The organism is Amycolatopsis sp. VS8301801F10, from assembly GCF_046195355.1.
Taxonomy (GTDB): domain Bacteria; phylum Actinomycetota; class Actinomycetes; order Mycobacteriales; family Pseudonocardiaceae; genus Amycolatopsis.
On sequence record NZ_CP176065.1, the window covers coordinates 4,015,218 to 4,035,055 of the forward strand.

A 19,838-nucleotide genomic window follows, 5' to 3' on the forward strand; every position below is an offset into this window, starting at 1 on the left:
GCGTAGAGCCCGCGATCCGGTCGCCCCGGCGTGGGGGCGGCGCCGGGTCCTCCTGCTCAACGCCACTTTCGAACCGCTCACCGCGGTGCCCATGCGGCGCGCGGTGGTGCTCGTCATGTGCGGGAAGGCGGAGGTCGTCCACGGCGATCCGGGCGGCGTCGAACTGCACGCCGCGACGGTGTCGCTGCCCGTGCCCTCGGTGATCCGGCTCAGCACGTACGTGCGGGTGCCCTACCGGGCGCAGGTGCCGCTGACCCGGGCCGGGTTGATGCACCGGGACCGGCACCGCTGCGCCTACTGCGGCGGGCGCGCGGAGACTATCGACCACGTCGTCCCGCGCAGCAAGGGGGGTCCGCACAGCTGGACCAACTGCGTCGCCTGCTGCGCGAAGTGCAACCACCGCAAGGCCGACCGGCTCCTGTCGGAGCTGGGCTGGCGGCTGCGCGTGGTGCCGCGCGCCCCGCACGGCCCGCACTGGCGGCTGCTGGCGCATTCCAAAGAGGCCGACCCGCTGTGGCGGCCGTATCTCGGGTCGGCGGCCTAGCCGTTCCCCGGACACGCCGGCGCCCCGGCTGCCAGTGCGGCGGCCGGGGCGAGCCGATGGAGCGTGCCCGACGTTTCTCCGAACCGGGGCCGGGTCGCGGCTCAGGCGGCGAGGCGGTAGTCCGCCTGGCAGGTGACGCGCGTGCCCATCGTGACCCGGGTTCCGCGCGTGACGCGGGTGCCGCGGGTGACCCGGGTGCCCATCGTGACGCGCGTGCCGCAGGTGACGCGGGTGCCTGCCGTGACGCGAGTTCCCCGGGTGACGCGGGTGCCGCGCGTGACGCGCGTGCCCATCGTGACGCGAGTTCCGGCCGTGACGCGGGTCCCGCGGGTAACGCGGGTTCCCCTGGTGACTCGAGTTCCCATGGTGACCCGGGTACCCATTGTCACGCGAGTGCCCGCGGTGACCCGGGTGCCGCGGGTGACCCGAGTGCCGCGCGTAACCCTGGTGCCGGACGTGACCCGCGTTCCGGGCACGAATCCGGTCTCGCTGGGTGACGAAATGGTCTCGGTGATCGCCTGAGCGGGGGGCTGGACGCTCTGCATGAGGTGTCCTCCTGGGACCGGTGCGTGACGGGCTGGGGCTGGGGAGGCGGGCGCAAGGCCCGTACAGGTGAAAAAGCTACGAGGATTTCAGGGTTCGGACAAGCCGGGATCGCCCGGTACGGCCGCCTGTACGGCGAGTTGCCATCTTTCGGCCCGCAGCCCTTCGCCCCAACGTTCCAGCGGGTGCGGGCCAAGCGGCGGACGGCGCCTGAGCGGCGGCGAACGGCAGGCCCCCGGTCGCCGGTGTCGCGCGGTGGCCGCCGGAGGCATCCGATACGCTCACCGGCGTGAACGTTGTCGAGACGATCCTGGTCTACGCGGTCATCCCCGGGGCCATTTACTTCGTGGTCGGCGCCGCGACCTTGCGGAAGAAGTTCTCGGGGACGCCGCGGTACCGGCCGGGGCAGCCGTGGGAGTACCCCGCGATGTGGTGGACCGCCAACCCGGACGGCGTAGGAGCCGGCCACGGCCCGGCGGTTGACGTGAATGCGGCGCCCGCGGGCGCTTCGACGGCCGCAGGAGGCGCTCGTGGCAAGTGGTGAACTGACCCGGACCGCGGTCGCGGAGAAGGACCTGGCCTTCGGCGAGGTCATCACCAACAGCGGCAGGCTGTCGGCGGCGAAAATGTACGAGCCCGCCGCGCCGACGAGCCCGTTCACGGTGCAGCAGCTGGCCCGCCTGGACGAGGCCCTGACCTTCGCGACGCGCGAAACCGGCCTCGACTTCAGCATCTACCTGGGCGACCTGGGCGAAGACACCCGCGCCGGCGCGGAATCGCTGCACGCCGCCACCGAGAACCCCTCGAACGCGGTGCTGCTGGCCGTTTCCCCCGCCCAGCGCGCGATCGAGATCGTCACCGGCGAACGCTCGCACGCCCGCCTGCCCGACCGAGGCGCGAACCTGGCCGTGGCGAGCATGGTGGCCTCCTTCAAGGAAGGCGACCTGACCGGCGGCCTGGTCAACGCCCTGCGCATGCTGAGCGACCAAGCAGGCCCCGCCCCGAAGCACTGACACCACACAAGCACAAGAGCCGATACGCCGCCCCTGGCGTATCGGCTCTTTTACGTCCCGCCCCAGGCTTTCCGTGAAGGCACGACCAACCGCGAACCGCACGCCGCGAGCCCCCGCCACCACGCACCCAAGCCGCGCACCAAAACCGCACCGCTGCACTCAAACAGCGAGGCACCCACCCCTCCCCCCGCCCCCGATACGAAGCCTCCCTGCGGTTCGGGGGTGCTTGTCAAGGCATCTTTCCCGCCTTGACAAGCACCCCCGAACCGTCAGCACAATCAAGCTTCGGGGGCCCCACGCCACCCATCAACAGCAATGTCGCCGCCAGGCGACGAGCCCCCTCACCCCTGACTATCGAAATCCCGAGCAGCCAAAGCCCGGACAATCCCAGCCCGCCCCTCGGAAACCAGCCGCCGCAACGCAGCCGGATGCTCCCCGGCGAGCCACTCGTCCGAAGCGTTCACCGTCTCCGCCTCAACAGCCCAAGACGGATACAACCCGATCGCCGTAGGCTGCGCCCGCTCGCTGGACCGCCGAGCCCAGACATCGTCGATAACCTCGAAATACCGCCCGACATACTCCCCGAGCAAATGCTTCTGCCCGGGATGCGAGAACCCGGAAATCAACGCATCGCTGACCGCATTGGGAATCTCGTCGTCGTAAATAGCCCGCTGCCAGGTATCCGCCTTGGCCTCGGCGGTCGGCTGCAACGCCCGAGACCGCTCCGCATGCCGCCGCCCGGCGGCAGTGTCGTCCCGCCGCTGCTCGGCATCGATCTCCGCGGACCCAGCCTTCCCGTGCGCCACCAACGCCTGCAGCAACCGCCACCGCAAATCGGTGTCCACGGTCAACCCGGGCAACGGCGCGGACCCGTCCAGCCACCCGGCGATCTCCGCCAGAATCTCGTCCCCGAGAACGCCTCCGGCCAGCGAATTCACAAACGCCAGCTGGTGATCCGATCCAGCCTCCGCGGTCCGGGCCAGCTCGAGCAACCGCCCGCTGAACGCAGGCCATCCCTCGGCAGCAGCCCACTTCTGGTCCGCGTAAGAGTTCAACGCCGTCTGCGCCTGCAGCAGCAACCGCTGCACCACGCCGACCTCGCTTTCGGCGTGAATCCCGCGCGCCACCAGCGTCACGAAATCGCGAGCCTTCAGCTCGGCCTCGCGCGTCATCTCCCACGCGGCCGACCAGCACAGCGTGCGCGGCAGCGATTCGGTGATGTCGCCGATCCGGTCGATCAGCGTGGTCAGCGACGCCGGGTCCAGCCGCATCCGGCAGTAGGTCAGGTCGTCGTCGTTGACCAGCACGAGCTTGCCCGCGGCCTGGCCGACCAGGTCCGGCACCTCGGTGCGCTCGCCGGTCACGTCCAGTTCGACGCGGCGGGTGCGGACGATCTTGCCGTCGCCGTCCTCGTCGTACACGCCGACCGCGACGCGGTGCGTGCGCAGTTCGCCCGCGCCCGGCTTCGCGCCGGTCTGCACGACGGCGAACGACGAGAACGTCCCGTCCGGAGCGACCTCGTAGCGCGGGCTGAGCGAGTTGAGGCCGGTGGTCTCCAGCCATTCCGCGCTCCACCACGACAGGTCGCGGCCGGACGCCTCTTCCAGCGCCGCCAGCAGGTCCGCCAGCGTGGCGTTGCCCCACGCGTGCTTGCCGAAGTACACCTTGAGGCCGTCGAGGAAGTGCTCGATGCCCACGTAGGACACCAGCTGCTTCAGCACGCTCGCGCCCTTGGCGTAGGTGATGCCGTCGAAGTTGACCTCGACCGCGTGCAGGTCGACGATGTCGGCCGCGATCGGGTGCGTCGAGGGCAGCTGGTCCTGCCGGTAGGCCCAGGACTTCTCGATGTTCGCGAAGCTGGTCCAGGCGTTCTTGTACTCGGTCGCCTCGGCCTGGGCGAACACGCTCGCGAAGGTCGCGAACGACTCGTTCAGCCACAGGTCGTCCCACCAGCGCATGGTGACCAGGTCGCCGAACCACATGTGCGCCATCTCGTGCAGCAGCGTCTCGGCGCGCCGCTCGTAGGCGTAGCGGGTGACGCGGCTGCGGAAGACGTAGTCCTCGAGGAAGGTGACCGCGCCGGCGTTCTCCATCGCGCCCGCGTTGAACTCCGGCACGAACAGCTGGTCGTACTTGGAGAACGGGTACGGGGTGCCGAATTTCTCGTGGTAGAAGGCGAAACCCTGTTTGGTTTCGGCGAACAGCCGCTCGGCGTCCATGTGCTCGGCGAGCGACGCGCGGCAGTAGATGCCGAGCGGGATGGTGCGGTGCTCGTCGCGGAACTCGTCGGTCCATTCCGCGTACGGGCCGGCGACGAGCGCCACCAGATAGGTGGAAATCCGCTCGGATTCGGCGAACCGCGTGCGCCGCGCGCCGTCCTCGGTGTCCTCGGCGCTTTCGACGAGCGCGTTGGAAACGACCTTCCAGTCGCGCGGGGCGTGCACCGCGAGCCGGTAGACGGACTTGAGGTCCGGCTGGTCGAAGCAGGCGAACATGCGCTTCGCGTCGGCGGTCTCGAACTGGGTGTAGAGGTACACGCCGTCGTCGACCGGGTCGACGAACCGGTGCAGGCCCTCGCCGGTGTTCATGTAGCGGCAGTCCGCGGTGACGACGAGTTCGTTCTCCGCGGCAAGGCCGGGCAGCGCGATGCCCTTTTCCTCGGCGTAGCCGCTGACGTCCAGCTCAGTGCCGTTCAGCACGGCGGAGCGGACTCCTTCGGCGACGAGGTCGATCCACGACGCTTCGCCGGGACGGCTGCTGGAGAACCGCACCGTGGTGGTGGAGCGGAACGTCTTCTCCCCGGGACGGCCGCTGCCGTCGGTGAGGTCCAGCTCGATGTCGTAGGACGACACGTCCAGCAGGCCGGAGCGCTGCTTGGCTTCGTCACGCGTCAGGTTGGGGGCGGGCACGGGCACCTCTGGTCTTCGGTTCCGGTGGGCACGACGTTCAGCATCCAATCATGACGGGCCCGGAAGCGGCGACCAGGGAACAATGCGGAGGGGCCGCCGCGTTGCCCCGCAGTGCGGGGGTTCGCCCCGCCCCTCGGCGAGCGCCGGGGAGCAGCCTCGCCGAGGAGCCCGTGAAACATGACTGACTCGTCCCAGCCCGCCAAGGTGGACTTCTACTTCGACCCGATCTGCCCGTTCGCGTGGATTTCGTCGCGGTGGATCCTGGAAGTCGAGAAGCACCGCGAGCTGGACCTGACCTTCCGCGTGATGAGCCTTTCGGTGCTGAACGAAGGCCGCGAAGACCTGCCCGAGCGGTACAAGGCGCTGCTGAGCGAGGGCTGGGCCCCGGTCCGCGTCGCGACCGCGCTGGCGCAGACCCAGGGCCAGGAGGCCGTGCGGAACTTCTACACCGAGTTCGGCACCCGCTACCACAACCAGCACAACGAGGACCGCAAGCTCGTGATCAAGGAGGCGCTGGCCGCGATCGGCGCCCCGGCCGAACTCGCCGAGGCGGGCGAATCGACCGAATACGACGAGGCGCTGCGCAAGAGCCACCACGAGGGCATGGACCCGGTCGGCATGGACGTCGGCACGCCGACCATCCACGTCAACGGGACCGCGTTCTTCGGCCCGGTGCTGTCGTCGATCCCGCGGGGCGAGGACGCGCTGAAGGTGTTCGACGGCGCGGTCGCGCTGGCCAGCTACCCGGACTTCTTCGAGCTGAAGCGCACCCGGACCGGTGAGCTGAACTTCGACTGACGCTCCCTCGTGAGTGTTCATCCCGGTTAGAACCGGGATGAACACTCACGAGAACCCGAGCGCCGCCTTGGTGACGTCCTCGGGGTACGGCGAGCTTGCCAGGGCTTCTTCCCGCGCCGCGCCGTGCGTCTTCAGCTCGTGCAGGCGCAGCAGGCCGTCGCGATGGGTGCGGACGAACGCTGCGTCCACCGGGTCGCCGTGTCCCGGGACGACGATGCGCGGTTCCAGCGCGAGCAGTGCGTCCATCGCGGCGGCCCAGGCGTCGAGCTGGTCGTCCGGGCTGAAGGAGTACGCGGTGAATCCGTGCGGGCCGTGTTCCACGACGTCTCCGGCGAAGACGACGTCGACGTCCGGCACGTGCACCAGCAGGTCGTGGTCGGTGTGTGCCGGGCCGGGGTGCACGAGGGTCACGGTGCGGCCGCCGAGGTCGAGTTCGGCGCGGTCGGCTACGAGACGGTCCGGCGGCATGAGGCCGGTGCGCTCGATGGCGTCGGCGATTTCCGGCTTGTCCTCTTCGCGGTAGTGCTTGGCCCAGGTTTGCTTGTCGGCTTCGCCGTTCTTCAGCAGGGCCTGCAGGCAGCCCGGGTGGGCCCAGACGTCGCACGGCAGGAACGGCGTGGTGCCGAAGGCGTGGTCGAAGTGCGCGTGCGTGTAGACGACCGACCACGGCAGTTCGGTCAGCTCGCGGACCGCGGCGGCGAATTCGGCGCCCTGGTCGACGTCGCCGCGGGTGTCGATCACCAGGCACCGCTCCCGGCCGAGCACCAAGCCGGTCGTGAGGTCCAGCTCGGCGTACCGGCGGGCGAAAACCCGGTCGGCGACTTCGGTCCAGGTCATTGCCCCTCCAGGAGTTCGCGCTGTGCCCTCGCCACGCTATCGCGAGCCGGTCGGCGCGCCCGCGTCCAGCAGGTTCTCGGCGCACGCCGCGGAGGGGATCTCCGTCACAGAAGACAGCCGGAGCGGCCATTCCTCTTCGCCCGCGACGACCGCGCGGCTCCGCGAGCGCGCGCTCTTCCCGGCCGCCGGCCGCCGCGGCTGGCGTCGAGATCCGTTGCGGGGACGGAGGAAAGCACGTCCACGGTGATCAGCGCGGCGCGGTCCCGGCCGAGGATCCCGGTGCCCCGTTCGAGCCGGGCGTCCGTTCCGCGCCGCGCCGCGACGGCCACCCCGGAGCATGCCGGGTCGGCGGCGAGATGGCACACTCCCGCTGTGCGTGTCTACTTGGGATCCGACCATGCCGGTTTCGAGCTGAAGAACCACCTTGTCCGCCACCTCGGCGAACAGGGGCACGAGGTGACCGACATCGGTCCGTTCGTCTACGACGCGGCCGACGACTACCCGGCGTTCTGCGTCGAAACCGCGCGCCGCGTGGCCGCCGACGAGGGCAGCCTCGGCATCGTCATCGGCGGGTCCGGCAACGGCGAGCAGATCGCCGCGAACAAGGTGCCGGGCATCCGCGCCGGGCTCGGCTGGAGCGTCGAAACCGCGCAGCTGACCCGCCAGCACAACCACGCCCAGGTGCTCGGCGTCGGCGCCCGGATGCACACGCGGGAGCAGGCGACCGAGATCGTCGAGGCGTTCCTCGCCACGCCGGTCGACCCGGACGAGCGCCACGCGCGGCGCGTCCAGCAGCTGCTCGACTACGAGCGCACCGGCACCCCGCCCGCCCTGCCGGAGGCCTGATGCCCGAGGGGCACACGCTCCATCGGCTGGCCCGTCTCCACCGACGCCGCTACGCCGGCGGACCGGTCGGCCTCAGCAGTCCGCAGGGCCGGTTCGCCGCGGAGGCGGCAAAACTCGACGGGCAGGTGCTCGTTTCCGCTGAGGCGTACGGGAAACACCTGTTTCACGACTACGGTCCTTTCGGGACAGTGCATGTCCACTTAGGTCTGTACGGGACTTTCGGCGAAGCGCCGCTGCCCGAAACCGAACCGGTCGGCCAGGTGCGGATGCGGCTCGTCGGCCGCACCCACTGGACCGACCTGCGCGGCCCGACCCGGTGCGAACTGCTGGACTCGGCGCAGGTCGACGCGATCAAGGCCCGGCTGGGCCCGGACCCGCTGCGCCGCGACGCGAAGCCGGACCGCGCGTGGGACCGGATTTCGCGGTCTCGCACGACGATCGCCGCGTTGCTGATGGATCAGGCGGTGCTGGCCGGGGTCGGGAACGTTTACCGCGCGGAAGTGCTGTTCCGGCACGGGATTTCGCCGATGGTTCCGGGCCGTTCGCTGGATCGCGCACTGTGGGACGCCCTGTGGGCGGACCTGGTGACGCTGATGCGCGCCGGAGTCCGGGCCGGGCGGATCGACACGGTCGCGCCGGAGCACCTGCCCGCGGCGATGGGCCGGGCTCCCCGGGAGGACCGGCACGGGGGCGAGGTCTACGTGTACCGGCGGGCCGGAATGCCGTGCCTGGTGTGCGGGACGCCGGTGGCGCAGAAGGAATTGGCGGCGCGGAATCTTTATTGGTGCCCCACCTGCCAGCCTGCTTGAGCGCGGCGGGGTGGTCGAGATCGGCTGCCGTGTCGCCGCCCGCTGATTGTTCGTCAACGCCCCGCGCGGTCGATCGAGCGCAGGGCTTCGTGCGGTGTGCGGCCCGTGGCCTCGGCGAGGGCGGTGACTGCCGCCGCGGCCAGTGCGACCAAGTTCAGCGCCGCTAAAAGCGCGTCCTGCCGGACGGCGGCGTCGGTGAGGTTGTGGATGTCCGCGTCCTCACCGGCGAGGCAGGCCGCCACGGCATCGACCGCCGCACGATGCAGGCCCGCCTGATTCTTCCGTTCGCTGCCGCGCATCCGGCCAGTTTCCTCCTGGAGGAACGACGCGAGGGCCCCGCGGCGAACCTGCCCCGGGGCCCTCGCTGGTCGTCGGTCAGAAGTCGAATCCGCCGCCGTCGAACCCTCCGCCGTCGAAGCCGCCTCCGTCGAAACCGCCGCCGAAGTCCTGGCTTCCGTCGAATCCGCCGCCGTCAAAGCCGCCGCCGTCGAACGCGCCGTCCGCGCCGCCCGCGTCCAGGGCGTCCGCCTGGCCCGCGTCGTAGCCGGATTCCCAGGCCGACGCGCTGGCGATGCCGCTCATGCCGGAGAACATGGCGCTGAACAGGAACATCGAGCCGAGGCCCCACGCGCCCGCCACGAGCGCGGGCTTCCACCACGGTTCGCTGTACCAGCCCTGCGGCACCGGGCGGCCCGCGACGCGGCCGCCGGGGTAGTAGTACGGCGTGTCCTGGCCGGGTTCGGGCGAGGCGGCGTAGTGCTGGCCCTCGACGTCCACCTCGCGGCGTTCGGTGACCTTGCCCGCGCGTTCGCGTTCGGCCTCGTCCGGCAGCGCCGGGCCGGGGTCCATGCCCATCGCCACGCGCGCGGCGCGCACGTAGTACAGGCCTTCGACGGCGGTTTCCTTCACCAGCCGGGCCTGCTCGACCGTCTTGGCCTGCTCCAGCTGCGAACCGGCGGCGTTGTAGCGCTCGCTCGCGTCGGCCATCGCCTGCTGGGAGGCGGTGTCCGTGCCGGTGAGGTTGAGGACCTGGCCGCCGAGGCGCTCGACGAGGCGGCGCGCGTCGGCCTTCGCGTCGTCGAGCTGGCTCTGTCTGGCCGCGGCTTGCTTCCTGAACAGGTACAACCCGCCTCCGACGATGACGACGACCAGCACGATCAGGAGGATCGCGGTGCCCATGGGTCACTCCGTGTCTCGATCTGACGCGACGGCCGGGCAGCCGTCCCTGAAACGGACAACGCGGACCGTGCGCGGAGAGTTCCCGGCGGCGCCTCCGTTCGAGCGGTGACAGCAAAACTAGAACACGTTATAGTCCGCGGCATGAAGTTCTCCTTGTCGATCGCGATGAGCCCGCTCGACCAGCTGGGCGGGCTGGCCCGCGCCGCCGAGGAGGCCGGGTTCTCCTCGATCGTGCTGCCCGATTCGCTCTTCTACTCCGAGAAGGTGTCCGCCGACTATCCCTACACCCCCGACGGCAGCCGGTTCTGGGACGAGAACACGCCCTGGGCGGATCCGCTGGTCGCGACCGCCTCGATGGGCGCGGCGACCGAGCGGATCCGGTTCTACACGTCGGTGCTGAAGCTCGGTTCGCGCAATCCGGTGCTGCTCGCCCGGCAGGTCAACTCGGTCGCCGCGCTGACCGGCGGGCGCTTCGGGCTCGGGCTGGGCATCGGCTGGTCGCCGGAGGAATTCGAATGGTGCGGCGCGCCGTACGCGCGCCGCGGCAAGCGGTTCGACGAGGCGATCGAGGTGCTGCGGCTGATCCTCAGCGGCGACATGGTCGAGTTCCACGGCGAGTTCTTCGACTTCGGCAAGCTCAAGATGAGCCCGCCGCCGCCCTCGCGGATCCCGTTCTACATCGGCGGGCACACCGACGTCGCGCTGCGCCGAGCCGCGCGCGTCGCGGACGGCTGGTCGTCCGCGATGATGACGCTCGACCAGCTGCGCGAGACCATCGGCAAGCTCAAGGGCCTGCTCGCCGAACGCGGGCGCGCCGGCGACCCGTTCGAGTTCCAGGCGGTGTGCGTCGACCGGTTCGGGCTCGACGGGTTCCGCGAACAGGCCGAGGCGGGCGTCACCGACGCGATCACCATGCCGTGGGTCTTCGAAGGGCACGGATTCGACGCGGAGCTGGGCCCGAAGGTCGACGCGATCCGCAAGTTCGGCGACGAGATCATCGCGAAAATCGAGGAGTGACATGGGAGTCGAGGTCTGCTGGGACCCCGCGGCGAAGCAACCGCCCGCGCGGGAGGCGGCGTTCAAGTCGATGACGGCGGCGACCGCCGGGGACAAGGACGGCTGGCTCGCGCTGTTCGCCCCGGACGCGGTCGTCGAGGACCCGGTCGGCCCGTCGATGTTCGACGAGGAGGGCAAGGGCCACCACGGCCGCGAGGGGCTTTCCGCCTTCTGGGACAAGACGATCGGCACCGTCGAGAAGTTCGAGTTCGTGATCCGCGATTCGCACGCGGCGGGTTCGGAGGTCGCGAACGTCGGCACCATCACGACGTATCTGCCGGGCGGCTATCGCGTCGACACCGACGGGGTGTTCGTGTACCGGGTCAACGAGGAGGGCCTGGTCGTTTCGATGCGGGCGTTCTGGGAGACCGAGCGGGCGATGGCGACCGCGCGGCAGGTCTGAGGTCAGGCCGAGGTCGTTTCGACGAAGTCGAGCACGCGTGCGGTGACGACGCCGGGTTGCTGCAGCGTTCCCCGAGGACGAGCCGGACGGGTGTTTTCCTGGCCGCTCCACAGGATGAATTTCGGGACGCTGATCTTCGCGAAACCGGCCGGTTCCAGTCCGATGACGCCCGCGATCCGGCCGGAGGAGCGGATGGCTGGCGGCCAGTCCGGCGTTGTCCAAACGCAGCAACGTATTCAGCAGGCTGCCGCCCCGCCGGAGTCGGTGACCTCGACGCGTTTGGGATGATTCCGTGGTTCAGCGAGCTGGACGACGAAACCGGCGGCTGGTCGCGGAGATCGGTGCGGCAGAGGCGGTCGAGGGCGGAGGAGATTTTCGTGCCCGACGGATGGTTCGAATACGACGGCGACCTCGGCGAGACCGAACACCGCTTCGCCGAGGCTCTGCGGGTTCGCGCGGCGGCTTGGCGCGCGAACCCGCTCGACAGCCGGCTGGATCCGCCGGACGCGGGGCTTCCGCTGGTCGCTTCCCTGGACCTGACCGATCCGGCCGCGCACTGTGTGATCTTGACGGTCGGGGTGCATCTGGACGGCCGGATTCTGCGCGGCGACGAGGTGCACAACCAGTTGTTCACGCTGCCGGACGAACCGACCAGCCTCGCGTTCACCGCGACCGGCGAGCCGGAGGAACTGGCCGCCCGCGCGGCGGACTGGTTCGAGGTGATCTTGCGCCGCCCGATCGTGTCCTGCGTATGGACGCTCACGCGTAACCTCCACCTGTTCGCGGACACCGGGGAGCTGGTGGGCGGCCTGGACAACCGGAGCTTCTGTTCGCCAGTCCAGCTGGCCCGTCTGGTGGCGACCGGCCATCTCGACGGCGAGCGCTGGGCGGACCGCCGCGGGTACAGGCAACCGGATGTCGTCACTCGCGTCCGGTGATTCCGGATCACTTCGCGAGCGCCCGCGTGACCAGGACCGTCATCAGCAAACCGCACGCGGTCAAGCCCGCGGCGACCAGGTAGATGGGCCGGGGTCCGGCGGCCGAGTCGGCGAGGAGGCCGCCGAGCAGGCCGGCCGCTGCGGCCGCTACCTGGTATCCGGAGGCGTTGACGGCCATGGCCAGCGTCGGGGCTTCGGCGGCGGTCGCCATCACGCGGGCTTGCATGCCGGGGATGATCGCGAAGCCGAGGAGGCCGATCGCCACCACTGCTGCCACGGTGAGCGCCGGGGAGGTCGCCACGAACCAGCTGGCCGCCAGGATCGCGGTCAGCAGGGCGAGAAGAAGCGGCTGGAAGAGGCGCGGGTTGCGGTCGTAGAGCGGGCCGCCGACGAGGTTTCCGATCGTCGCGCCGACGCCGTAGGCGAGGAGCAGCACCGGCAGGCGGGCGGCCGGATGTCCGGCCAAGCCGGTGAGCAGCGGGGCGAGGTAGCTGAACACCATGAGCACCCCGGCGTTGCCGACCGCGGTGACGGCCAGCGACATCAGCACCGGGCCGCGGCGCAGCATCCGCAGTTCCGCGACCGCCGAGGTCCGGTGCTCCTCGTGCGGCGAGGCGAGCTGCCAGTACACCAGGCCCAGCCCGATCAGGCAGGCCGCGGCGATCGCGGCGAACGTCGCGCGCCAGCCCCACTGGCTGCCGATCTGGGTGCCGATCGGCGCTCCGAGGAGCATGGCCAGGTTCATCCCGAACGCCAGCCGGGCGACCATGGTCCCGGCTCGCTCCGGCGGCGCGGAGCGCACCGCGACCACGATGGCCTGGGCGAAGAAAGTCGATGTCACCAGCGCGGTGACCACCCGGGCCGCGAGCAGCAGCGCGAATCCGGGAGCGAGCGCGGAAACCGCGTTCCCGAGCACCGCGACCGCCAGCAAGGCGAGCATCAGCCGCTTCCGGTCGATCCCGGCGGTCGCCGCGGTGAGCAACGGGCCGCCGATGATCATGCCGACCGCGTACGCGGTGACCAGAAGTCCCGCGGCGCCGACGGTGACGTGCAGGTCGGCGGCGACGTCGGGCAGGATTCCGGCTACCACGAATTCGCCGGTGGTGATGCTGAAAACGCAGAACATGAGGATGGCTGGACGAAGCATGCCCGCACGCTAAACTCTCACGTCGACGTGAGAGTCAAGCCGGAAAGCGGGGGACCCAGGTGAAGATCGGAGAACTGGCGCACCGGACCGGAGTCAGCGTGCGAGCGCTGCGCTACTACGAGGAAAAGGGCGTTCTGCGGCCCGAGCGGACCCCCAGCGGGTACCGGATCTTCGCCGAATCGGACGTCCGCAAGGTCGCGCACATCCAGACCCTCCTCGCCGCGGGCCTCGGCATGGAGGTCATCGGCGAGATCCTGGCCTGCCTTTCCGGCGAATCCCTGCTGCTGGACGACTGCCGCGAACGGCTCGAAGCGGAGCGCCGCCGGATCACCGGCGACATCGACCGGCTTCTGCACACCCGGTCGCTGCTCGACGATTTGCTCGCGACCACGCGCGCCCCGGACGGGTCCGACCGCGCGGCTTCGCGGGTCGCTTAACTCGCCAGTTCCTCGCGCAACCCTTCCAACGCGATGACGTCGTCCTCGGTTCCGGTGTGCGGCGCGGAAAACCAGTCCGAATACTCGCGCAATTCGGAAAGCCGCCAGTCGAGGGCGAACAGTTCGACCATTTCCGGGTCCAGTCCCGCAGTGCCGGGGAGGTCGGCGTAGTCGCGTTCGCGCGGGGCGACGGCGAGGGTTTCCCAGTCGACCAGGCGCAGGCCGTCGGGGGTGGCGACCTGGTTGTCGTTGTGGGGTTCGCCGTGGGTCGGGACCCAGGAATCGCGCCGGGCGGCGGCTGACGCGGCCAGGTCGAGGTAACGGTCGTTCCAGCGCTTGATCGCGTCGGCTCGATCGGCCAGCGCGGTGCGGGCTGCTTCGGCCAGCGGCCCGCACGTCCAGGGTTCGGCGGTGCGGGCGCGGAGTTCGTCGGCGAAGTCCGCGCCGACCCGCGGCGTCCAGTGGCGCAGGCCGGCCGGCGGCGGGGTGCGGTGCAGGGCGTCGAGCGCGGCGAGAATTGCCGGTTTGTCGACCTCGTCTTCCGCGGGGCTGCGGCCGTTCAGCATCGGGGTGACGCTGAGTGCGCCGGCTCCGATGTCCACAGTGAACCGGCCGGACCGCGTCGGCACCGGCGCGCACACGAAGGAAAGCCCGGCGGCGGCCAGTTCGGCGGCGCTGGCGTAGGTGCTTTCCAGCGATTCCGCGGTGTGCCGGGGCACCAGCTGGTCCAGCGTGACGAACAGGTCATCGGCGCGCCAGTGGTGCGCGCCGAAACCCCAAGGCAGGTAAGCGATCTCGGCGACGGGCTTCCAGTGTTCGGCGAGTGCTCGGGTGATGGCGGCGTCGGTGACGAAGGACGGTCGAGATCGCACGAACGGGATACTAGGCAGGGCTTCGTGGTGGGAGCAACGGAGTTTTAGAACAGCTCAGTCCGGTAGTTTTCGTCGACCACGTCGTAAATGCCGCCGTTGACGAGATCGCCGAGGCTGTTGTTGATTTTCTGTGCCTGTTCGGCGATGGAAAGCGTGTAGAAGTCGCCGCCGAGGGTGGCGGCTTCGGCGAGGCCGCGGGTGTCGCCCTCCCACAGTTTCGCCCGGATGACGGCTTTTCCGCACTGCCCGAACACCTCGCGCACCCGGACGACCGTCGCGAGCACCGCGGGTTTGCCGTCCGCGCTGAGCATGCTCAGCAGTTCCGGGTCGTCGGTGACGAACGCGTCGCCGTTGACCCGGATCACCTCGCGCAGGCCGGGCACGAAGAAAACGAGCCCGATCGACGAATTCGCGGTGACGTTTTCGAAGGTGTCGGCGAGCTTGTTGCCGGGACGGTCCGGGATCGCGAGCGTCCACGGGTCGAGGATCCGCACCGAACCGGGAGGATCGCCTTTCGGGCTGACGTCCATCAGGCCGTCCGCGCCGAACGTGGCGGCGCAGAAGAAGGGGCTGTGCGCGATGAACCGCATGGCGAATTCGCCGAGCCGCGGTTCTTTTTTCTCGGCGATGAACTGGTCCGGGAAACCGATGATCTCCCGGATGCGCGCCATGCCGATCGGGGAGTAGGCGTCGGCCGCGGTGGTCATGAGTTCTCCCGTCACAGGTCGAGGACGAGGCGTGGGGTGCGGGCCCGGGACACGCAGACGAACATCCGGTCGCCTGCCGCTTGTTCGCTCGAGGAGAGGATGCCGTCGCGGTGGTCGGGGACGCCGTCGAGCACCTTGGTCTCGCAGGATCCGCAGATGCCGGACCGGCACGAGGTGACCGGCCGGATGCCGGCCTTTTCGAGTGCGCTGACAATGGTTTCGCCGGCGCCGACCGAAACGGTTTTCTTCGAGGCCGCGCATTCCACCTCGAACGGCTTGTTTTCCGCGGGTGCGGCCTGCGGGGCTTTGAACCGTTCCAGGCGCAGCGCTTCGGCGGGCCAGTTCTCCGCTGCGGTGGCCAAATCGGACAGCAGGGAAGCCGGGCCGCAGGCGTAGACCTTCGCGCCCGCTTCGACGGGCTTTTCCAGTTCAGTCAACGGAATCCGGCCGACGGTATCCGAAGGATGACAGCGGACGCGCTCGCCGTAGCCGCGGAGTTCGCCGAGGAACGGCATCGACGCGCTGGTGCGGCCGCCGAAGTACAGCCGCCAGTCGGCGCCTTGGGCTTCCGCGGCACGGACCATCGGCAGGATCGGCGTGATGCCGATGCCGCCCGCTACGAAGACATACGACTTCGCGGGGCGGAACCCGAAATTGTCGCGCGGCCCTTTGATCGCGAGGCGCTGGCCGGGCCGGAGAAACGCGTGCACGTATTCCGAACCGCCGCGGCTCGCGCGTTCCCGGCGGACGCCGATCCGGTAGCGCGAGCGTTCGCCGGGCGGGCCGCAGAGCGAGTACTGCCGCTCGAGGCCGTTCGGCAGCACGAGGTCGACGTGTGCGCCCGGTTCCCAGCTCGGCAGCGGTTCCCCGGACGCGGCCGCCAGGTCCAGCGAGACGACGCCGTCGGCTTCCCAGCGCAGCTGCCGGACGAAGACGTCCAGCCGCCCGGCGGTTCCGGCATTCGAGGCCATCGGCTTCCCTCCTTTTGTTAACGTTGTTACTCGCCGCCTCGCCGAGAGTATTGGTATCATCGTTACCATGTCAACCGAGGCGAAACGGGCGGGAATCGCGGCGACCCGGGCCGAGCGGGCGGTGGCCGAGGCGCTGGACCTGGTCGACGCGGGCGGGCTGGAGGCGCTCACCATGCGTCAGCTGGCCGACCGGATGGGCCTGCACCTGCCCGCGATCTACCGCCTGTTCGACGGCAAGGACGCGCTGATCGACGAAATGGCCGAGGCGATCCTCGCCGGCGCGGTGGCGAAGCTGCCCTCCGAGGACGGAGACTGGAAGGACCGCGTGCGGACCATGGCGGCCGGATTGCGCGCGGCGCTGCTCGCGCATCGGGACGGGGCGCGGATCGTCGGCGGGAACTACGCGGCCAAGCGCAGCAATCTGACCTTTGTGGACAGTCTGCTCGGCGGCCTGCTGGCCTCCGGGCTGCCGCGGCGGCGGGCGATCTGGGCGACGAGCGCGGTGTTCTGTTACGTGCTCGGCGAGGCGCTCGAGGAACAGGGCGCGACCGGGGGCGAGGTCGAGGTGCTGAAGCGCGTGCTGGGGGCGCGGAAGTACGTGCACCTGGAGGCGGGACCGGTGGAGCCGATGCTCGATTTCGACGAGCGGTTCGCGTTCGGGCTGGAGCTGCTGCTCGCCGGGGTGGATGCGTTGGTGAAGCGGCCTTAGACCTTCGGCGGCCGGGGCTTGCCGCGCTTCTCGCCGGGAGGCGGATCGGCCGCCCTCGCCGGACGGGCCTCCGCGGATTCCGTCCAGCAGGTAAGCGGTGCGTCGGTCGTAGGCGTCCCGGGCGGGCCGTTCGCCGTGTTTGAGGGCGAGGGCGTTGTCGACGACGAGCGCGTGGAGGTCCTCCGCGGTGAACTCCGGCTGCACCTCGCCGCCGCGACGAGTTCGTCGTTGGCCTCGCTGCCGGCCCGGCAGATCTCCATGAGCCGCGGCCACTGCGGTGCTCCTCGCTGGTGCTCGCTCCTTTCGACGGGCCCGTCACGCTCGCCGCTCCGGACGCCGTCACGCACCTTCCTGGCCGAACTCCTCGGCCGGGAGCCGATCGCCTCGCCGCCTGAAGCGGCGATTCACGGCCGCGGGCTGATTCCTTCCACCGCGATCCGGAACAGGCGGCTCGCCTCGGTGGCCGGGTCGGGGTGGTTTTCCGTGGTCAGGGTGATGCCGACGATCAACGCGATCAGGTCGCCGACCGTCACGTCCGGCGAGACAGCTCCGTCGCGGGCGGCGTGCGCCAGCAGCGGGGCGGCGGACTCTTCCAGGGTCGCCGCGCAGGAGTTTCCGTGCACCGGATCGGGCACGTCGTACGCCAGGGCGGCGGCCAGGCCGCGGGCGGTCACGCAGTAGCTGACCACGTCGTCCAGCCAGTCCAGAAGCGCGCGGCGGCTGTCGGGTTCGCCGGCCAGTTCCTGGGCGCGCGCGGCCAGCAGCGCGATCCGTTCCCGCGAGACGGCTTCCAGCAACGCGTGCCGCGTGGGGAAGTGCCGCCGCACCGTCGCGGAGCCGACCCCGGCGGTGCGCGCGATCTGTTCCAGCGACGCGTTCGCCCCGTGCGCGGCGACCTCCGCCTCGGCCACTTCGAGGATCCGCGCGTAGTTGCGCCGCGCGTCCGCGCGTTGCTGGCCGGGCATGGCGTGACCTCCGGGTTTGCTAAGTGGCGGGCCCCGCCGTATCGTAGCGGACACGAAATGGCGGGCCCCGCCACTTAGTGTTCCCAGGGAGAATCATGGCTGAGCAAGCACCGGTTCTGGTCGTCGGCGCGACAGGACAGCAGGGCGGCGCGACCGCGCGCGAGCTGCTGGCGGCGGGCGTTCCCGTCCGGGCGCTGGTCCGGGATCCGGCATCGGAGCGGGCGAAGGCGGTCGAGGCGCTGGGCGCCGAACTCGTCGTCGGGGATTTGCGCGACCGGGACGGGTTGACGCGCGCGGCGAAGGGCGCGCGGGCGGTGTTCAGCGTGCAGATGCCGGACCTGAGCGGGCCGGAACCGGACTTCGCCGGCGAGGTGACCCAGGGGGTGAACCTGATCGAGGCGGCGAAAGACGCGGAGGTGCCGCAGTTCGTGCACACGTCGGTGAGCGGTGCGGGATTGCCGGAACGGATCGATGAGCGCTGGGCGTTCCTGAAGCCCGGGGCGGAGGCGAAGGCGGCGATCCAGGATCGGCTCCGGGCGGCGGAATTCCCGCGGTGGACGCTGCTCAAGCCGGGGTTCTTCATGGAGAACTTCCTGCCGTCCGCGCGGTACGTGTTCCCGCGCGGCATCGAGGGCGGGCTGGTGACGATCCTGCGTCCGGACACCCGGTTGTCGCTGGTCGCGGTGCGGGACATCGGCCGGGCGGCCGCGGCGGCGATCGCCGAGCCGGAGCGGTTCGACCGGGTCGAGCTGGAGCTCGCGAGCGATTACCGGTCGATGGCGGAGATCGCGCCGATCCTGTCCCGCGTGCTGGGCGTGCCGCTGGCAGTGCCGGACCTGACCGTGGACGAGGCCTTCGCCGCGGGAATGCCGCCGATGGGGCTTTCGCACAAGATGCTGAACGCGATCGGACAGCCGGCGCGGCCGGAGTTCGCCCGGGAATTCGGGATTCCGCTGACGAGTTTCGAGGAGTGGGCGGAGACGGCCCTGCGGGACTGAGCGCGTTGCTCCGTTCGTGGCAGCCGGTTGGTGCCGACGGCAGTTTTCCCCTGCCGGACTTGCCGGTTTCGTGCCTCCGGAGCGCGGTTGTTTGTTACCTTCTGGGCCCGGTATCCGCGGCCGCACCGGCCAGTGAGGAGCACTCCGATGCCCGCTGCCCAGCCGTCCACGGGGAAACGCGACGGCCGGGCGCGGGCGCCGCGCGACCCGGACGCCACCCGGCAGGCGCTCGTGGCCGCCGCGCTCAAGCTGTTCGAAAAGGACGGTTTCCACGCTACTTCGGTGCAGAAAATCGTGGACACCGCGAAGCTCACCAAAGGCGCGTTCTACTACCATTTCGAGACCAAAGAGGACGTGCTGCGCGAAATCCACGACCAGTTCATGGATTTCCAGCTGCGGCGGATCCGCGAGGTGCTCGCCGACGGCGGCGCGCCGGAGCGGGTGCTGCGCCGGGTGATGACCGAGGTGCTGGTCGAGCCGATCGGCCTCTACCGGGCCGAGATCTCGGTTTTCCAGCAGGAGCGCCGGTTTCTTTCCAGCACGACGTTCGCCTCGATCGAGCGCAAACGCGACGAGTTCGAAGCCCTCGTCACGCAGGTGGTCGAGCGCGGAATCGAAAACGGGGCGTTCAAACCGGTCGCGACCGCGCGGGTGCTGGCGTTCGCGGTGATCGGCGTGGCCGCGTGGGCGCACACCTGGCTCGATCCGCGCGGCGAAATGACTCCCCGGCAGATCGGCGACGCGTTCGGCGAGATCGTGGTGGCCGGTCTGCGCACCGGGTCGCTGGCGGAGAATCGGGCCTGAACCCTCGGGCGCCGGAAGGTCGGACTGTCCACAGTGGCCGATGCGGAGATCAGCGTGCTCGGGGAGGCGAAGCCGCCGAAGAGCGGGCCGGAACTGATGACGTCGGACGTCGACCCGAAGTGGCTGGTCGAGCAGGGGGTCGATCCGGCGAAGGCGCAGCCGTTGTCGGAGACCGGATTGACGGCGATGGTGCAGATCCCGGCGGGGCAGACGAGCGGCGAGCTGACGATCCCGACCGTGCGGCATGCCGGGGCGGATCCGGCGAAGCAGGTTCTGCTGCACGTGACCGGGGACCCGAGGGAATCCGGGCCGGACGCGGACGTCACGGGGACGGTGACCGACGCGGGGTGAGG

25 protein-coding genes are annotated in these 19,838 nt (G+C 70.2%); 15 read left to right on the forward strand and 10 right to left on the reverse strand.

The window, feature by feature from the left end; translation table 11 throughout:
* The first annotated feature begins 91 nt into the window (after positions 1 to 91).
* Positions 92 to 544, forward strand: coding sequence for an HNH endonuclease (locus F9C11_RS18920; protein WP_409186186.1), 453 nt, complete (start codon positions 92 to 94; stop codon positions 542 to 544).
* A gap of 101 nt (positions 545 to 645) precedes the next feature.
* Here F9C11_RS18920 and F9C11_RS18925 read toward each other — a convergent pair whose 3' ends face one another.
* Positions 646 to 909, reverse strand: coding sequence for a hypothetical protein (locus F9C11_RS18925; protein ID WP_409186187.1), 264 nt, complete (start codon positions 907 to 909; stop codon positions 646 to 648).
* A gap of 28 nt (positions 910 to 937) precedes the next feature.
* Between F9C11_RS18925 and F9C11_RS18930 the strand changes: the two genes are divergently transcribed.
* From F9C11_RS18930 to F9C11_RS18940, 3 genes are all read left to right on the forward strand, one after another.
* Positions 938 to 1,066, forward strand: a complete 129-nt coding sequence (locus F9C11_RS18930) for a hypothetical protein (RefSeq protein ID WP_409186188.1) — start codon at positions 938 to 940, stop codon at positions 1,064 to 1,066.
* A gap of 310 nt (positions 1,067 to 1,376) precedes the next feature.
* Positions 1,377 to 1,631, forward strand: a complete 255-nt coding sequence (locus F9C11_RS18935; RefSeq protein WP_037814055.1) for a hypothetical protein — start codon at positions 1,377 to 1,379, stop codon at positions 1,629 to 1,631.
* Positions 1,618 to 2,100: a DUF5130 family protein gene (locus tag F9C11_RS18940; protein WP_409186189.1), complete on the forward strand. Its 483-nt coding sequence runs from the start codon at positions 1,618 to 1,620 to the stop codon at positions 2,098 to 2,100. Before F9C11_RS18935 ends, F9C11_RS18940 begins: the two co-directional genes overlap by 14 nt.
* A 341-nt stretch (positions 2,101 to 2,441) precedes the next feature.
* Here the strand turns inward: F9C11_RS18940 and pepN are convergent, their stop codons facing one another.
* Positions 2,442 to 5,009, reverse strand: coding sequence for an aminopeptidase N (pepN, locus tag F9C11_RS18945; protein WP_409186190.1), 2,568 nt, complete (start codon positions 5,007 to 5,009; stop codon positions 2,442 to 2,444).
* Between the two features lie 177 nt (positions 5,010 to 5,186).
* Here pepN and F9C11_RS18950 point away from each other — a divergent pair, with 177 nt between their 5' ends.
* Entirely contained in the window at positions 5,187 to 5,807 is a 621-nt protein-coding gene (locus F9C11_RS18950; protein ID WP_409186191.1) for a DsbA family protein, read from the forward strand.
* Between the two features lie 45 nt (positions 5,808 to 5,852).
* On the opposite strand, the gene F9C11_RS18955 is transcribed toward F9C11_RS18950, so the two are convergent.
* On the reverse strand, positions 5,853 to 6,644 hold the full coding sequence (locus F9C11_RS18955; protein ID WP_409186192.1) for an MBL fold metallo-hydrolase: 792 nt from the start codon (positions 6,642 to 6,644) through the stop codon (positions 5,853 to 5,855).
* Positions 6,645 to 7,016: 372 nt separating this feature from the next.
* Between F9C11_RS18955 and F9C11_RS18960 the strand changes: the two genes are divergently transcribed.
* A complete protein-coding gene (locus tag F9C11_RS18960; RefSeq protein WP_409186193.1) occupies positions 7,017 to 7,490 on the forward strand; it encodes a ribose-5-phosphate isomerase in 474 nt (157 codons plus the stop codon).
* Positions 7,490 to 8,299 carry an Fpg/Nei family DNA glycosylase gene (locus F9C11_RS18965; protein ID WP_409186194.1) on the forward strand — a complete coding sequence of 270 codons (810 nt, stop codon included), beginning with the start codon at positions 7,490 to 7,492 and terminating at the stop codon, positions 8,297 to 8,299. Before F9C11_RS18960 ends, F9C11_RS18965 begins: the two co-directional genes overlap by 1 nt.
* 53 nt (positions 8,300 to 8,352) lie before the next feature.
* Here F9C11_RS18965 and F9C11_RS18970 read toward each other — a convergent pair whose 3' ends face one another.
* Positions 8,353 to 8,598, reverse strand: coding sequence for a hypothetical protein (locus tag F9C11_RS18970; RefSeq protein WP_409186195.1), 246 nt, complete (start codon positions 8,596 to 8,598; stop codon positions 8,353 to 8,355).
* 76 nt (positions 8,599 to 8,674) lie between these two features.
* Positions 8,675 to 9,478 (reverse strand): hypothetical protein, encoded by an 804-nt coding sequence (locus F9C11_RS18975; protein ID WP_409186196.1) that lies wholly within the window; start codon positions 9,476 to 9,478, stop codon positions 8,675 to 8,677.
* 141 nt (positions 9,479 to 9,619) lie between these two features.
* Between F9C11_RS18975 and F9C11_RS18980 the strand changes: the two genes are divergently transcribed.
* The 3 genes from F9C11_RS18980 to F9C11_RS18990 all read left to right on the forward strand — a co-directional run bounded on the left by F9C11_RS18980 (position 9,620) and on the right by F9C11_RS18990 (position 11,875).
* Positions 9,620 to 10,495 carry a TIGR03619 family F420-dependent LLM class oxidoreductase gene (locus F9C11_RS18980; RefSeq protein ID WP_409186197.1) on the forward strand — a complete coding sequence of 292 codons (876 nt, stop codon included), beginning with the start codon at positions 9,620 to 9,622 and terminating at the stop codon, positions 10,493 to 10,495.
* Between the two features lies 1 nt (position 10,496).
* A complete protein-coding gene (locus tag F9C11_RS18985; RefSeq protein ID WP_409186198.1) occupies positions 10,497 to 10,937 on the forward strand; it encodes a nuclear transport factor 2 family protein in 441 nt (146 codons plus the stop codon).
* Between the two features lie 377 nt (positions 10,938 to 11,314).
* Positions 11,315 to 11,875 carry a hypothetical protein gene (locus F9C11_RS18990; protein WP_409186199.1) on the forward strand — a complete coding sequence of 187 codons (561 nt, stop codon included), beginning with the start codon at positions 11,315 to 11,317 and terminating at the stop codon, positions 11,873 to 11,875.
* Positions 11,876 to 11,882: 7 nt separating this feature from the next.
* On the opposite strand, the gene F9C11_RS18995 is transcribed toward F9C11_RS18990, so the two are convergent.
* Positions 11,883 to 13,022 (reverse strand): MFS transporter, encoded by a 1,140-nt coding sequence (locus F9C11_RS18995; RefSeq protein ID WP_409186200.1) that lies wholly within the window; start codon positions 13,020 to 13,022, stop codon positions 11,883 to 11,885.
* A gap of 59 nt (positions 13,023 to 13,081) precedes the next feature.
* Between F9C11_RS18995 and F9C11_RS19000 the strand changes: the two genes are divergently transcribed.
* The gene (locus tag F9C11_RS19000) at positions 13,082 to 13,459 is read left to right on the forward strand and encodes a MerR family transcriptional regulator (protein WP_409186201.1); all 378 of its coding nucleotides are present in this window, start codon (positions 13,082 to 13,084) and stop codon (positions 13,457 to 13,459) included.
* On the opposite strand, the gene F9C11_RS19005 is transcribed toward F9C11_RS19000, so the two are convergent.
* Genes F9C11_RS19005 through F9C11_RS19015 form a run of 3 tightly spaced genes read right to left on the reverse strand, consistent with a single transcriptional unit; the run spans position 13,456 to position 16,009 of the window.
* The gene (locus tag F9C11_RS19005) at positions 13,456 to 14,331 is read right to left on the reverse strand and encodes a phosphotransferase family protein (protein ID WP_409186202.1); all 876 of its coding nucleotides are present in this window, start codon (positions 14,329 to 14,331) and stop codon (positions 13,456 to 13,458) included. The two genes, F9C11_RS19000 and F9C11_RS19005, sit on opposite strands and share 4 nt — an antisense overlap.
* Positions 14,332 to 14,375: 44 nt before the next feature.
* Complete coding sequence (locus tag F9C11_RS19010; RefSeq protein WP_409186203.1) at positions 14,376 to 15,038, reverse strand: MSMEG_1061 family FMN-dependent PPOX-type flavoprotein; 663 nt, start codon at positions 15,036 to 15,038, stop codon at positions 14,376 to 14,378.
* A gap of 11 nt (positions 15,039 to 15,049) precedes the next feature.
* Positions 15,050 to 16,009 (reverse strand): PDR/VanB family oxidoreductase, encoded by a 960-nt coding sequence (locus F9C11_RS19015; RefSeq protein WP_409186204.1) that lies wholly within the window; start codon positions 16,007 to 16,009, stop codon positions 15,050 to 15,052.
* Between the two features lie 67 nt (positions 16,010 to 16,076).
* Between F9C11_RS19015 and F9C11_RS19020 the strand changes: the two genes are divergently transcribed.
* Positions 16,077 to 16,718 carry a TetR/AcrR family transcriptional regulator C-terminal domain-containing protein gene (locus F9C11_RS19020; RefSeq protein WP_409186205.1) on the forward strand — a complete coding sequence of 214 codons (642 nt, stop codon included), beginning with the start codon at positions 16,077 to 16,079 and terminating at the stop codon, positions 16,716 to 16,718.
* Positions 16,719 to 17,122: 404 nt separating this feature from the next.
* On the opposite strand, the gene F9C11_RS19025 is transcribed toward F9C11_RS19020, so the two are convergent.
* Positions 17,123 to 17,683 carry a TetR/AcrR family transcriptional regulator gene (locus F9C11_RS19025; protein ID WP_409186206.1) on the reverse strand — a complete coding sequence of 187 codons (561 nt, stop codon included), beginning with the start codon at positions 17,681 to 17,683 and terminating at the stop codon, positions 17,123 to 17,125.
* A gap of 95 nt (positions 17,684 to 17,778) precedes the next feature.
* On the opposite strand from F9C11_RS19025, the gene F9C11_RS19030 reads away from it, so the two are divergent.
* The 3 genes from F9C11_RS19030 to F9C11_RS19040 all read left to right on the forward strand — a co-directional run bounded on the left by F9C11_RS19030 (position 17,779) and on the right by F9C11_RS19040 (position 19,836).
* Entirely contained in the window at positions 17,779 to 18,681 is a 903-nt protein-coding gene (locus tag F9C11_RS19030) for an NmrA/HSCARG family protein (protein ID WP_409186207.1), read from the forward strand.
* A gap of 147 nt (positions 18,682 to 18,828) precedes the next feature.
* Positions 18,829 to 19,485 (forward strand): TetR/AcrR family transcriptional regulator, encoded by a 657-nt coding sequence (locus F9C11_RS19035; protein ID WP_409186208.1) that lies wholly within the window; start codon positions 18,829 to 18,831, stop codon positions 19,483 to 19,485.
* Positions 19,486 to 19,518: 33 nt separating this feature from the next.
* Positions 19,519 to 19,836 (forward strand): hypothetical protein, encoded by a 318-nt coding sequence (locus F9C11_RS19040; protein WP_409186209.1) that lies wholly within the window; start codon positions 19,519 to 19,521, stop codon positions 19,834 to 19,836.
* Positions 19,837 to 19,838: the final 2 nt, after the last annotated feature.

Bases quoted from the DNA above. Each gene is read 5' to 3' on its own strand.
- F9C11_RS18920 (WP_409186186.1), top strand. From the start codon at position 92: ATGCGGCGCGCGGTGGTGCTCGTCATGTGCGGGAAGGCGGAGGTCGTC.
- F9C11_RS18925 (WP_409186187.1), bottom strand. From the start codon at position 909: ATGGGAACTCGAGTCACCAGGGGAACCCGCGTTACCCGCGGGACCCGC.
- F9C11_RS18950 (WP_409186191.1), top strand. From the start codon at position 5,187: ATGACTGACTCGTCCCAGCCCGCCAAGGTGGACTTCTACTTCGACCCG.
- F9C11_RS18955 (WP_409186192.1), bottom strand. From the start codon at position 6,644: ATGACCTGGACCGAAGTCGCCGACCGGGTTTTCGCCCGCCGGTACGCC.
- F9C11_RS18965 (WP_409186194.1), top strand. From the start codon at position 7,490: ATGCCCGAGGGGCACACGCTCCATCGGCTGGCCCGTCTCCACCGACGC.
- F9C11_RS18970 (WP_409186195.1), bottom strand. From the start codon at position 8,598: ATGCGCGGCAGCGAACGGAAGAATCAGGCGGGCCTGCATCGTGCGGCG.
- F9C11_RS18975 (WP_409186196.1), bottom strand. From the start codon at position 9,478: ATGGGCACCGCGATCCTCCTGATCGTGCTGGTCGTCGTCATCGTCGGA.
- F9C11_RS18980 (WP_409186197.1), top strand. From the start codon at position 9,620: ATGAAGTTCTCCTTGTCGATCGCGATGAGCCCGCTCGACCAGCTGGGC.
- F9C11_RS18985 (WP_409186198.1), top strand. From the start codon at position 10,497: ATGGGAGTCGAGGTCTGCTGGGACCCCGCGGCGAAGCAACCGCCCGCG.
- F9C11_RS18995 (WP_409186200.1), bottom strand. From the start codon at position 13,022: ATGCTTCGTCCAGCCATCCTCATGTTCTGCGTTTTCAGCATCACCACC.
- F9C11_RS19010 (WP_409186203.1), bottom strand. From the start codon at position 15,038: ATGACCACCGCGGCCGACGCCTACTCCCCGATCGGCATGGCGCGCATC.
- F9C11_RS19015 (WP_409186204.1), bottom strand. From the start codon at position 16,009: ATGGCCTCGAATGCCGGAACCGCCGGGCGGCTGGACGTCTTCGTCCGG.
- F9C11_RS19020 (WP_409186205.1), top strand. From the start codon at position 16,077: ATGTCAACCGAGGCGAAACGGGCGGGAATCGCGGCGACCCGGGCCGAG.
- F9C11_RS19025 (WP_409186206.1), bottom strand. From the start codon at position 17,683: ATGCCCGGCCAGCAACGCGCGGACGCGCGGCGCAACTACGCGCGGATC.
- F9C11_RS19030 (WP_409186207.1), top strand. From the start codon at position 17,779: ATGGCTGAGCAAGCACCGGTTCTGGTCGTCGGCGCGACAGGACAGCAG.
- F9C11_RS19035 (WP_409186208.1), top strand. From the start codon at position 18,829: ATGCCCGCTGCCCAGCCGTCCACGGGGAAACGCGACGGCCGGGCGCGG.